The 13,013-nt window shown below is 41.0% G+C and carries 12 protein-coding genes; 4 read left to right on the top strand and 8 right to left on the bottom strand.

Annotation, left to right across the window (positions count from 1 at the left end):
• Window positions 1-73: 73 nt before the first annotated feature.
• The 5 genes from H5154_RS06535 to H5154_RS06515 all read right to left on the bottom strand — a co-directional run bounded on the left by H5154_RS06535 (window position 74) and on the right by H5154_RS06515 (window position 4,297).
• Window positions 74-268, bottom strand: coding sequence for a hypothetical protein (locus H5154_RS06535; RefSeq protein WP_182785244.1), 195 nt, complete (start codon window positions 266-268; stop codon window positions 74-76).
• A gap of 755 nt (window positions 269-1,023) precedes the next feature.
• Window positions 1,024-1,899 (bottom strand): SMP-30/gluconolactonase/LRE family protein, encoded by an 876-nt coding sequence (locus H5154_RS06530; RefSeq protein ID WP_182717796.1) that lies wholly within the window; start codon window positions 1,897-1,899, stop codon window positions 1,024-1,026.
• A gap of 39 nt (window positions 1,900-1,938) precedes the next feature.
• Window positions 1,939-2,646 carry a sulfite exporter TauE/SafE family protein gene (locus H5154_RS06525; protein ID WP_145234128.1) on the bottom strand — a complete coding sequence of 236 codons (708 nt, stop codon included), beginning with the start codon at window positions 2,644-2,646 and terminating at the stop codon, window positions 1,939-1,941.
• Between the two features lie 98 nt (window positions 2,647-2,744).
• Window positions 2,745-3,524 (bottom strand): SDR family NAD(P)-dependent oxidoreductase, encoded by a 780-nt coding sequence (locus H5154_RS06520; RefSeq protein WP_149980061.1) that lies wholly within the window; start codon window positions 3,522-3,524, stop codon window positions 2,745-2,747.
• Window positions 3,525-3,565: 41 nt separating this feature from the next.
• Entirely contained in the window at window positions 3,566-4,297 is a 732-nt protein-coding gene (locus H5154_RS06515; protein ID WP_145234132.1) for a FadR/GntR family transcriptional regulator, read from the bottom strand.
• Window positions 4,298-4,544: 247 nt separating this feature from the next.
• Here H5154_RS06515 and H5154_RS06510 point away from each other — a divergent pair, with 247 nt between their 5' ends.
• The 3 genes from H5154_RS06510 to H5154_RS06500 all read left to right on the top strand — a co-directional run bounded on the left by H5154_RS06510 (window position 4,545) and on the right by H5154_RS06500 (window position 7,789).
• Window positions 4,545-6,173 (top strand): sodium:solute symporter, encoded by a 1,629-nt coding sequence (locus H5154_RS06510; RefSeq protein WP_145234135.1) that lies wholly within the window; start codon window positions 4,545-4,547, stop codon window positions 6,171-6,173.
• Window positions 6,174-6,467: 294 nt separating this feature from the next.
• The gene (locus H5154_RS06505; protein WP_404936181.1) at window positions 6,468-6,728 is read left to right on the top strand and encodes a HEAT repeat domain-containing protein; all 261 of its coding nucleotides are present in this window, start codon (window positions 6,468-6,470) and stop codon (window positions 6,726-6,728) included.
• Complete coding sequence (locus H5154_RS06500; RefSeq protein WP_182717794.1) at window positions 6,725-7,789, top strand: hypothetical protein; 1,065 nt, start codon at window positions 6,725-6,727, stop codon at window positions 7,787-7,789. Before H5154_RS06505 ends, H5154_RS06500 begins: the two co-directional genes overlap by 4 nt.
• A 73-nt stretch (window positions 7,790-7,862) precedes the next feature.
• Here H5154_RS06500 and H5154_RS06495 read toward each other — a convergent pair whose 3' ends face one another.
• A complete protein-coding gene (locus H5154_RS06495) occupies window positions 7,863-8,891 on the bottom strand; it encodes a family 43 glycosylhydrolase (RefSeq protein WP_182717793.1) in 1,029 nt (342 codons plus the stop codon).
• Window positions 8,892-8,993: 102 nt separating this feature from the next.
• On the opposite strand from H5154_RS06495, the gene H5154_RS06490 reads away from it, so the two are divergent.
• Complete coding sequence (locus H5154_RS06490) at window positions 8,994-10,004, top strand: arabinan endo-1,5-alpha-L-arabinosidase (protein ID WP_182717792.1); 1,011 nt, start codon at window positions 8,994-8,996, stop codon at window positions 10,002-10,004.
• 97 nt (window positions 10,005-10,101) lie between these two features.
• On the opposite strand, the gene H5154_RS06485 is transcribed toward H5154_RS06490, so the two are convergent.
• Window positions 10,102-10,536, bottom strand: coding sequence for an FKBP-type peptidyl-prolyl cis-trans isomerase (locus H5154_RS06485; RefSeq protein WP_145234141.1), 435 nt, complete (start codon window positions 10,534-10,536; stop codon window positions 10,102-10,104).
• A 10-nt stretch (window positions 10,537-10,546) separates the two neighbouring features.
• The gene (locus tag H5154_RS06480; protein WP_182717791.1) at window positions 10,547-12,997 is read right to left on the bottom strand and encodes a glycoside hydrolase family 127 protein; all 2,451 of its coding nucleotides are present in this window, start codon (window positions 12,995-12,997) and stop codon (window positions 10,547-10,549) included.
• Between the last annotated feature and the right edge of the window lie 16 nt (window positions 12,998-13,013).

Raw genomic sequence — 13,013 nt, 5'->3', positions numbered from 1 at the left:
TTTTGTCGGGAACAAAAATCTGCCATGACCTCACTTCCTCAGGCTGCACTCTTTACTAGATATGTCGTTTACTTTAGGCTTCCTGCCCTTCGCCATAAAGGTCTGCTTCGCAGTTCAAAAATATTCCCGATATTTTTGTCGGTCCATCGTCACCTAAGCTGCCTGTGTTGTAGGCGCTAAGCTTGCTGGCGCACAAATATACAACACCATTTGCAATATTATCCACAGTAGGCGCTAAGCTTGCTTGCGCACAAATATACGACACCATTTTCAATATTATCCACCGTAGGCGCTAAGCTTGCTGGCGCACAAATATACAACACCATTTTCAATATTATCAACCGTAGGCGCTAAGCTTGCTGGCGCACAAATATACAACACCATTTTCAATATTATCCACCGTAGGCGCTAAGTTTGCTGGCGCACAAATATACAACACCATTTTCAATATTATCCACCGTAGGCGCTAAGCTTGCTTGCGCGACAGTACTTCAAACAAACCGCGGTGTTAACAATCCATCCATAGAGCTTGGTTACATCAGTCATTGCCTAAATGGATTTAGGTACTTAGATTTTGTCGGGAACAAAAATCTGCCATGACCTCACTTCCTCAAGCTGCACTCTTTATTAGATATGTCGTTTACTTTAGGCGTCCTGCCCTTCGCCATAAAGGTCTGCTTCGCAGTTCAAAAATATTTCCGATATTTTTGTCGGTCCATCGTCACCTAAGCCGCCTGTGCGGCAGTGAACAATAGAATATCAGTAAAAAAATTTAAACGGACAGTTAGATTAAATAAGGTAACTTATCTTATAAAACATGACATATTGTAACCCACTGTTTGTATAACATATTTTTAAAGATCAAAATAAAGGCTTAAGCAAGGTATCGTGTCCGGTTCATTCAAAGCTAAATCGTTGTAATTATACTCCCCTGAACGGTTTGTTGTAGGTTAAAAATTAAACATGCTTTCGAGTGCGGCCTCTAATGACAAGTGCACACATCGTTTATTTGGATCTACTTAATTACAGTTGTGCTGGGCTTTCTGCGATCCCTTTGACGCTTGCCGTTAAAATAAATACGGCGCCGCTGTAGGGGTATTGTTTTAGTATCTCAGGTTCTAGGCCAGTACGGGCGGAGGTAACGGCGATGGTTGTTAGGTCATCGCCAAAAAAAGTGAGGCTGGTGATCCTAGGTGCGGGAAGTCGATAAAAATGCACGATAGAGCCATTTTCACAAAAACGATAAAGGCCGTGGCCATTCCAAGACGCGACCCACAAGTGATTGTCGTTATCGACTGTCATGCCATCGGGAAAGCCCATTGTCTCGTCAAATTTTACAAATACTCGCTTATTGCTAAGCTCACCTTGCTCATTTAAATCAAATTGATAAATAGTGCGGGTGGATGATTCTGTTGAATATAAAATACGGCCGTTTTTACTTATTGCAGGGCCATTACTGATCACATAATTGCTATCAACAATGGTTGGCGTTTGTTGCTGACCAAAGCGATACAACGCCCCAGTATTGTGTTGTTCATGTTTATCCATCGTACCAAAAAACACATGCCCGTTGCGGTCGGTTTTGGCATCATTTAAACGATTATTTACTGCAAGAGTAGCCAGTGGATACAGCTCACTAGGTTGGAATGTGTTGTTATCAAGGTAATAAATGCCGCGCTCAAAACCTGCGATTAAACGCTGTTCGGTGGTTTCCATTATCCAACAAATAGCCTGCTCCATCGGGTAACGGCACACTGTTTGTTGCTGGCAATCAAAACGGTAAAGTAGTTTGTCTAAAATATCGACCCAAAATAAACACTTTAGCGATGCGCTGTAATATGGCCCTTCGCCAAGTAAACATTGGCAAGGAATGATCATTTTAATCGAGTTAATCGCCATTATTTACCTTAAAACAGCATGTGAGTTTATTGCGCTATTTTAACGTTGAAAGAAAATCAGTGCCAGCCCTGAAAAAGTCGCCACAATAATAATTAAAATACGCGTGGCTTGTTCATTAATTGTATTATTTAACAAGTATGAAAGCCCCCAACCAATTAAAATGGCGGGTAAGCATTCAATAAATAGCAGTAAGTCATTAGAGTCAGCAGTGCCCGTAAGCAGCAGCGCAGTGATCCCAAATAAATTAATAAACACGAAGAAAATACTTAAGTTAGCTTTGATTTTATCTTTATTTTGCGCTTGATAAAGTAGTCCCATCGGAGCGCCGCCTGCGGATGTGGTAGTACCAATAAAACCGGATGCTAGTGATGCCAGTACATTAGAGATAAAGGTAAGCTTAGGCGACCAACCTGTAAGTGATAACGCAACTGCAATTAGTAAACAACAACCGAGTAAAATACGATATTGATGGGGATCAACATGCAACATTACCGCTGCAGCAATTAACACTCCTACGGCGCCACCAAAAATTGAATAGCCGGTTTGCTTTAGATCTATTGCGCCACGGTGCTTTATGGCAAGAATTGAGGTGAGTAATAAAGCATTTAAAATCATTGGCCCTGGCACTAACTCTGGCATAAGCCAGTATAAAATAGGTGCGCACAATAAGCCAAGACCAAACCCAATCACGCATTGCAAGCATGCGCCTATTATTAATATAAAATAAACTAATACGATATCGGGCAACGCGTTTCTACCTTATTTAACTAGGTTTGACTAATTTACAGACAAGAATATCCTAATATTATAATATCATTGGCGTTAGGTAAATTTTTTATTGAATTTTAAGTCCAACCAGCATCAACAACAAGTGATTGTGCGGTCATCATTTTACTGTCGTCTGCGGCTAAAAATAATGCGGCATTGACAATATCATCGGCCTGTAATGTTTCATTTATACATTGATTATGTCTAACATCTTCAATCATATCTGGAGTTAACCAATGCGTTATTTGGCGCTCGGTCATCACCCAGCCAGGTACTAAGGTGTTAATACGAATATTATCTTTACCATAAGTCGCAGCTAATGAACGGGTTAGTCCTTCGATCCCAGCTTTTGCCGTGGTGTAAGCTGGCATGCCCGTTTGCTTAATACGCCAGCTCACTGAGCCCATATTGATAATGCTACCACCACCAATTCGCTGCATTTGCGGGGCTACGGCTTGCGCCGAAAAAAAGCATGGCCGTAAATTAACGGCTAACTTATCATCCCAGTATTCAACACTCATGGTATCGGCAACGTGGCGAGTATCGTCAGCCGCATTATTGATCAATACGCTGATCTCACCTTGTGTTTTGCCCGTTGTTTCAATAGCGGCTTTTAATTGTTCAATGTCACGAAGATCACAGTAAATATACTGCGGATCAAAGCGATACTGGCCAGCTAACTGGCTACACAATTGCTCACCTTGCTGTTTGGCAATATCAATAAAAGTTACTTTTGCATGCTGCTGACAAAAGCGCTTTACCATGACTTCACCGATCCCCGTTGCACCGCCGGTAATAAAAACACTTTTACCAGCGAGACTTGGATAACTTGTTGTGTGTGATGTTGAGACTGGCATGATTTCCTTAAGTATTAAGATAATTCATTAACAAAACATGGTTATTTCGATTCGTTTTGTGACTCTTTTTCAGCTATTTCTTTTTCAATAAATGACATAGCTTCGTCAATCATATACGTCATCATGTTTTTAGCGCGCTCAGGCTCACCATTTAAAATTGCTTGATACACTTTAAAGTGTTCATCCGCAATGGCTTTTTTATTACCTTTCGCGGGTGTTGTATGCTGAATACTAACGTTAAGAGCAGTACAAATAAAATCACGCAATTGAAAGAAAAAACGATTACCGCTGGCAAACAAAATTGCTGTATGAAAAGCTAAATCACTTTCATGGATTTCGCCATCGGAGGCATCAGCCGCCGCTTGCATTTTTTCAACTGCAATCGCAATCTCTGCAATTGCGCCTTTATCAGCACGTCTTGCTGCAAGTGCCGCTGCTTGTGGTTCAATAGCTAAGCGTACTTGTAAAAATTCTTTTAACACATACAAGGTCGGGCTACTATCAAGCAACCATTTTAATACGCTGGTGTCGTATAAATTCCATGTGTTTGCTGGTTCAACCCGAATGCCTTGGCGCGGGCGCGATGAAATAAGCCCTTTTGCAGCAAGCATTTTTACTGCTTCACGAATAGCAGTACGACTAATGCCATACTCTTCACATAATTTTGCTTCAGTAGGTAAACCCGTTTCAGCAGTGTAATGACCATTAATAATGGCTTTACCTAACTCATTGGTTACCTGTTGCGACAAATTTAAATTTTCAATGCGTGCCATAAACAGTTCCTTTAAAAATACTTATTCTATGATACTACTATAACCTTACCGCGTCATCAGGCAAATCTTTGACAATGCTACTGTAAATACTTTTTTCCGCTGTTTGAACTGTGTAATTGCTGAAAACATAAAAATTTAAAGCATTACTAATTTTTAACAAATCTCTTTCATTTGTCTCATTTGTATTATAATATTTTTATACACACAAATAATCCGGATTGATCTCCGGGCTTAGATGGAATTAAAGATGATCGAATTAAGTACACTCGACTGGCTAGTGTTAGCGGGATTTTTTGTCTTGTTATTAGCCGTTGTCGTCGTCTCGATGAGACAAAAAGAAGAAGATACTACAGATTATTTTTTAGCTGGGCGTAATGCGAGTTGGTTAGTTATTGGTGCGTCAATTTTTGCCTCGAATATTGGCTCAGAACACCTCGTTGGTTTATCTGGTGCAGGTGCACAATCGGGAATGGCATTAGCCCACTGGGAAATGCAATCGTGGATTATTTTATTACTTGGTTGGGTGTTTGTGCCTTTTTACTGGAGCAGTAAAGTATATACCATGCCGGAGTTTTTAGAGCGCCGCTATAATTCAAAATCACGCACTTTTTTATCGGTTATTTCCTTGATCAGTTATGTACTGACTAAAGTTGCGGTGACTGTTTATGCTGGCGGCATCGCGTTTAAAACTATTTTAGGAATTGAAAGCATTTGGGGCATTGATTTCTTCTGGATCTCAGCCATTGCTTTAGTAGTGATCACCGGTATCTATACTGTACTTGGGGGTATGAAAGCCATCATGTGGACCTCTGTTTTACAAACGCCAGTACTTATTATTGGCTCTGTGGTGATCTTAGTTGTCGGTTTGGATAAAGTCGGCGGGTGGTCTGAAGTTGAACGCATAAACGATATGAACATGCATTTAATTCGCAGTGCCTCAGATACCGAGTTTCCGTGGCCGGGGATCGTATTTGGTTCATTTATCATTGGTTTTTGGTACTGGTGTACAGACCAATATATTGTACAACGGGTACTGTCGGCGAAAGGCATTAAAGAAGCTCGTCGCGGTACTATGTTTGCAGGTTACTTAAAGCTATTACCTATTTTTATCTTTTTAGTACCGGGCATGATTGCCTATGCACTAAAAGTTAAAGGCATTATTAGTTATGACAGTGCGGACCAAGCGTTTCCCACATTGGTTGCCGAGTTACTCCCATCCGGCGTCAAAGGCATCGTAATTGGTGGTTTAGTGGCCGCATTAATGAGCTCGTTAGCGTCGTTATTTAACTCATCAGCGACGTTATTTACTATCGATTTCTATAAAAAATTCAAACCCGAATCGAGCGAAAAGCATCTGTTAAAAGTTGGGCGCTTAGCAACCGTTGCAATTGTTATTTTAGGCTTATTGTGGATCCCCATTATGAGCTTAATTGCTGATGTACTTTATGAGTACTTACAAAGCGTTCAATCGTTAATAGCCCCAGGTATTGCCGCCGTGTTCTTGCTAGGTATATGCAGTAAACGTTTTACTCCTGATGCTGGTTTTATCGGTTTAGTGTCTGGGTTTGTGTTAGGTATGATCAGATTAGTACTATTGCCTTTCAAAGATGCTATCAGCGGTACACCGCTTGCGTGGATCACCGACATGAATTGGCTTTACTACTGTATTTTACTGTTTGTAGTGGTGGTAGTGATAATGATTGTGGTGAGTTTTTTCACTAAACCCGCCAGTGAAGAGCAGCTTAAAGGCTTAACCTTCTCAAGTATCGGCAAAGATACTTTAAAAGAAGTGGCTGCCGGATTAGATAAGTGGGATTACATTCATACTGCGGGGATCATCGGTATCACTGCGTTTATTTACTACCGCTTCTGGTAAAACTTAATTAGTTGTTCCCACGTTTATAGGGGGTGTTATCACTCCCCTTTTTTTACACACAGATAAAGATGCTTATTAAAAAAGAGCAACGTCTAAAACTTAGAGAATTCATGACTGAAGCCATCTCCTACAGGCATGCCTTTCTCACTTACCCTCATTCACTTATCTTTGTGCAAAATTAACTGACTGATTTAAAAAGAGGAACGCATAAAACTTAAAAAATTCATGGCTGAAGCCATTTCCTACGGGTGAAAAATACGAATGGGACAGATTTTAAAATAATGTGCCTGTCCCATTTTATTTTACCCTTCAGTAAGCGCAGCATTAGTCAAAGCACTTAAAGATAGTGGCGCAGCATCATCCGACGTGGTTGATGCACTTGCCAAGCGTGTAAATTCACTCGATCCACAACTACGTGCCGCAAGTATTGATTTACTTGGCGCCCAACAAACACAAGAAGCGAAAAATCTATTAGTAACTCAATATAAACGTGAATCAGATGTATACATTAAAAGACGTATTGGTAGGTATCTTAGCGCGAAGGATTTGAGATGAGAAAGTTTATGCCAATGTTATACGCTTTTGCAGCTGTTACTTTAACAGGCTGTAATAGCGAACAGGCTACTGAACAATCTACTAAGCAAACGACTGAACAAGAGACTAAGCAAAATGATTGGACACCGCTTAACGTTAATTTTCAAAATACGACCGGAAATAACAGTTTTGCCGTTAAGATCCCCCTAAGTGATGCCCGACGTGCGCTTCGTGTAACAACGTTGCCCAAGGGATGTTTGATTGCCTCATCAGCTTTAAATGTTAATGGCGATACGCTAATAACCGATAAGTCGAGCGCAAATAAACACCTTTGGAGAACAAATAAACTTTCTGATCAGGGTTTGTTTGTATTAGAAGGTGTTGCAGCGGAGGTCACTCAAATGATATTTAAACCAGTGCCGTGTGACTCTTTTTCCAAAGATACTCTAGCCAAAAATATCAATATAGAATTGCTCGTCTCTGCTATACCAGCTAATCCAAGCATTAACGTAAGGTTTGCTTTAAGTTCTGCTATTGCTTCTGAAATAGATGTTGAATCACTTTCTATTTTAATTGGCCTTGAATTAGACCTGAACGTTAATGTAACTGAGGTTGAATTTATAGATGATGCAGCCATCATAATGAAAAGTACTCACGATTTAACCCCTTTAGCAAATATCTTGTCACAACTTAAAAGCAAAGATGAGGATACGATTAGTGTTGTTATTGGCAAATGCGTTAAACAACAAACTGGCTTTGGCCTACAAAATTTAGCAGGGTTTACGCCTCGTATCCCTGGTGGCGCAGGTGTGGCTGATGGTATTTTTGTATCACCCACCAATTGCGCTTTCCCACAAAGTGCTCCTGGCACTATAAACGAGATAGCACGATTAACAGCGCATGAAATTGGCCACTTCCTTGGACTCGCTCACCCCGTAGAAGCCAATGGAACTGAAGATGATTTAACCAGCACCACCGTCAACAATCTGATGCACCGCGTTCCTTTAGCAGCAACCGCTAAAGGGCTAACACTCGAGCAAACACAAAGGATACTGGCACATCCCTTCGTAATTGACCTATAGAATATTTTAAATCACTATCATCGGCATATATCTGACTGTAGTAAACTCATTATTAACTATGGGAGACTAATAATTAGTCTCCTTTTTCTTTAGACAAAATAGGAAATCCTTGGTCATCCCACTTTATTACGCGTGCACGCGCATGGCGATTTGGATCTGTTAAGGGTGTACCCTGTAACTCTTTATAATCACGGCTATGGTAAATTAGTAAGTCTGTAACACCGTCCTCTGCTTTTACAAAACTATTGTGACCTGGACCAAAGCGCCCTACTTTTTCGTTACTTGCAAAAATTGGCTGTGGCTTTTTATGCCAGCTTGCGGGGTCGAGTAAATCTGCATCGGCATCGGCCCATAACAAGCCCATTGCATATCGATCATCGGTGGCACTGGCAGAATACGTAAGTAGCACTTTTCCCTCACGGATCATCACTGCAGCACCTTCATTCACCTTATAGCCTTGAATTTCCCAATCAAGTGTTGGCTCTGAAATATTAACTATTGGCTCTTTTATCGATGTTGGAGAGTCCATTTGTGCAATCCACAATGCGGAGTTATACGTTGCGGGTTGGTTTTGCTGTGCCCACACTAAATAACGCTTACCTTTATGGCTAAATGTTGTAGCGTCCAACGAAAAACTATCAAGGTGGTTTTTTAACTGACCCATTTCTTGCCACTGCCCGTTCATCGGATTTTTGTTGTCATTTTTAAGCACAAACATGCGAATACTAAACGGCTTTTCTACATCACCGGCTGCAAAATGAATATACCAACTGCCATCAACTTTGTGTAGCTCTGGTGCCCAAATATTGGTACTCATTGGGCCTTTTTCATTTTTATGCCAAATCACTTTTGGTTCAGCTAGCTTCAAGTCATTAAGTCTACAAGCTTGACGTAATTCAATTTCGTCAAACTTAGGGGATGTACCAATAAAGGTATAACAACCGGTTTTGTCATCGCGGACCAACGAAGGATCAGCGCGTTGCAAAACAATCGGGTTATCAATTGGCATTAATGTTAGGCTATTATTTGCCTCTGCAACACTGTAAAAGCATGACATACTAAGTACGCTTACAATTGCAGTGGCAATCAGATTCTTGGCCATGGTATTTCCTATTTTTATAGTTTAATTTCCATTGTTAATATTGTATTACATATATTATAGTAGCTGATAAGTTTAATGATTAAAATAAAAAGGTAGGCAACTATGAAACACGCAAAAAAGTTCGCTCATACATGTAAACTGCTCGGTGCAAGCACATTACTTTGTTTAGCTAGTAATACCATGGCTAATCAAGTTGAGGTACACGACCCTGTAATGACCAAAGAAGGCGATACCTATTACGTCTTTAGCACGGGTATGGGCATCACGTATTACGAATCCAAAGACATGAAAAATTGGCAGCTTACCGGGCGCGTATTTAAAGACGAGCCGAGCTGGGCAAAACGAGTTGCCAGTGACTTTGGTGGCCACCTTTGGGCGCCGGATGTATACCAAAAAGATGGCAAGTTTTACCTTTATTATTCTGTGTCTGCGTTTGGTAAAAACACCTCGGCGATCGGTGTAACGGTTAACGAAACTCTAGATCCTAAATCACCAGATTATAAATGGATAGATCACGGTATAGTTATACAGTCTGTGCCTGAGCGTGATAACTGGAATGCCATAGATCCAGCGATTGTTGAAGATGACAATGGTACACCATGGATGAGCTTTGGTTCGTTTTGGGGCGGTCTTAAATTAGTGAAACTTGACGATGATATGGTACGTTTGGCACAACCACAAGAATGGCATAGCATTTCAGCACGCCCTAACACTGAACACGGACCTGTAGAAGCACCATATATCTTTAAAAAGAATGGCTATTACTACCTATTTGTGTCGTTTGATAAATGCTGCCAAGGTTTAGACAGCACTTACAATGTCCGTGTAGGGCGCAGTAAAAACGTAGAAGGCCCATACCTTGATAAAGAAGGCCGTGACTTAAATAATGGCGGTGGTTCGCTGGTGATCGAAGGTAATAAAGACTGGGTAGCGCTTGGTCATAATGCTGCTTATACCTTTGACGGTAAAGATTACTTAGTACTTCATGCTTACGAAACGGCTGATAACGGTTTACAAAAATTACGTATTCTACCGATGACTTGGGACGATAACTGGCCAGTAGTTGATAGCAAAGATCTAAACAAGCGCACCACTAAGCTGATTGAGAAGTAACACTTAAGAACAGCCACTAAAAACCTGCATTTTTTGCAGGTTTTTTGTTTTGATATATCGCATTCTTAACACAAGAATTACTGCTCTAGCACCAATATTACTCTTTAAAATCAATGAGTTTAATATCCATAAAAATAAGCTGCTCACTGCTTGTCGCTAAAGATTCATTCAGTGCCACACTGTAAATATCGTAGGCTAGATGCGGTAAAATCAAAAGTTCATAACGGCTGCCTTTAGGCATCAGCATGAGTGCTTCTTGCAAACCTTCAATTGCTTCTGCTATCTCATACTCAGCCACTTGCTCGATTTGCCGCGTATCATAAAGCACATGCCCTGTTGCAGTCATCACGCGTTGCTGCACCTTAACAGTAGCATCCCATGAAGGTGGTTCGCCACTTCCCAGTTCAATAATTCGATACATTAAACCCGAGCCGGTTACATGCACACCAGGCTGTGTTATGTATTGCTCTGCGAGCGGGTAGCGCCGAACACTCACTTTAGAATGCACATCGTCATAATGCTGTAAACTCATACTCGTCCTACTAGTTATTATTGATTAAACGAATACCGTAAATACCACCAGCAACCGATCCTTTTATTGCACTAAAGCGCAGTGTTAATGAGCTAGCTTTTTTCATTTCATCAGTTAATGGATAATCAATACTGTAAAATTCTGCACCGGTTTGCTTAGCAGGTAAGCTAACTTTTGCCAGCACCTTACCATTAATTGTGATAGTAAACTTACGTCCAACATCTGCAGTAAAGTAACGGATACGCAGTGCAACTGCCTGCTGCTCTGAGTTAGTTAGCTTATATTCAAACCAACCTGTTGCATCACGCCAATGATGGCCGTTATTAACACCTGCACGGGTATTTTCACCTTTAAAGTCATGCTCAACTTCAGGCTGTTGCTCGCCCGGTGTAATTTGGTCAACGGTCAATAATCGTAATTGCTCTTTTGCTTGTTCAGCCGCTTTTGAATCTTTAACAAATTGAGTAAATTCGGCTTCACTTTGCTGCGGCCAGTAAACTTGATAGCGACTATCATGAAGCCTAAAAAACGGAATTAACTGAGTTGTTTGTGTGCTCCCTATCCCCTGCTGAGCAATGGCGACATTTTTATCTGTGGTAAATGCAAGTTCTGCGCTAGGGGCTCGCTTTAAATCAGCAATAAACTGCTCGGGTTCACTGAGCATGATAGGCAGTGCTTCGGGTGGACAGGTAGGCCCTGCTGCAATATGACCCATGCGACTGTTATCAGCAACAAAGTTTAAATGCTCATTTTTAAACGCTTGTACTTTGGTTGCCATTACCACAGGACCATACAATACCGCATAGTAATCTTGGTCATCAGGCAACTGCTCTGTGTACAGTTTTGGCGCTAAAGAAAAAGTTAATTTATCGCCATCATGCCAGTCATGTTTTATTGCGTAATACCCCTGCTCTGCAGTGGCATTTATTGCTTTGCCATTAAGCTTAAACTGCAATTCATCAGTAACCCAACTTGGTTTACGAATATGCAGCTGCGCTGATGAGTTATGTTTTTTATCTAATGTGTTAATCACTAAGGTTATATTATTAGCATCCGGAAAATGGCTTTGTTGAGTTACTTTTAAGTCCTGTTGCTGCCAATCAAGCGTACTTGGAATAAATAGATTTACCCATAAGTTATCGTCATTTTTACTGTAGATCAGCTCACCGTATTTACTATGATTTTCGATACCCGAACCGACACAACACCACATTGAATCTTGTACCGATGAATACATACGATAGTGCCCAGGACGCATTGGCGTAAAGTACACAAGCCCACCGTGCTCAGGATGTTGTGACGATAAAATATGGTTATAGGTTGCGCGCTCGTAGTATTCTAAATAGCGAGTGTCCGCGGTTTTCAGAAACAGCAGCTTGCTGAGTTTCATCATGTTGTACGTGTTACAGGTTTCAGGGCCTTCAACGTCTTCAACCATCGCGGTAAAATCTTTTTTGTCGTGAAAATGCTCACGCACACTGTTACCACCAATGGCCACTGAGCGCTCTTTAGTCACTGTTTGCCAAAAATAATCTGCGCCTTGTTGCCACGCTTTATCATCAGTGGCCTCAGCGACCTTCAACATACCAATAATTTTTGGAATTTGGGTATTAGCATGTAAGCCAGTTAGCTTATCTTGTTTTTTTAACAGCGGATCGACAATGCTATTTTGAGTAAACTGTTGCGCTAATTTGAGATAACGCTTATCGCCACTGATCGTCGCCATATCGGCAAATACCGCATTTAAACCGCCATATTCTGAATACAGCATCTGTTGAATCTGCTGCTCGCTTAACTTAGAGGTTAAGTTTAAAAACCATTCGCCTAAATCAAACAGCATGGTTTTTGCTTGTTCACTGCCTGCAATCAAGTAAGCATCACGCAAGCCATGGAAAATTTTGTCTATGTTATAAAGCGGCACCCAACGATCATTTAAACTAAATAAATCGGCTTTAATATTGCCATCATGGATTTGTTGCCACATCGCTTGACCATTTGGTATGCCTCCTAAATAACCGTCATTAACCTGTTGTGCGCGTTGTAGCTCATTTAACATGTAATCTAAACGGCGCTTTAGTTCTTCATCGCCAGTTGCAGCCCACGCAAGGCTTAACGCCGATAAATAATGACCGCCAATGTGACCATCAAGCCCCGAGTCTTCCCAATTACCATAAGATGACTCTTTGGGCTCGATACCAGCTTCACGTAAGTAAGGGGCTAATAATTGATCTGGGTGCAATGCCAATAAATAACGAACGTTAGTTTGCTGGGCATGTAAAAATGGGCTTGCACTTAAGCTAACTTGCTCAAGTGCAAAAAGTTGTTGTGGTGTGCGCTGTGTATGATGCGTATTAACAGTTTTATCATCTGCATTAGGGTGTTCGCTGCAAGCCGATAACAACATTACCGCAAGAGAAAAACTAATAACGTGTGGTAATTTTTTTACTGCTAAAACAAACATACACAGAGTCCTTTTG

This window comes from Pseudoalteromonas sp. SR44-5, from assembly GCF_014163675.1.
Lineage (GTDB): Bacteria > Pseudomonadota > Gammaproteobacteria > Enterobacterales > Alteromonadaceae > Pseudoalteromonas > Pseudoalteromonas rhizosphaerae.
This window is presented reverse-complemented; position numbering and strand designations above follow the sequence as displayed.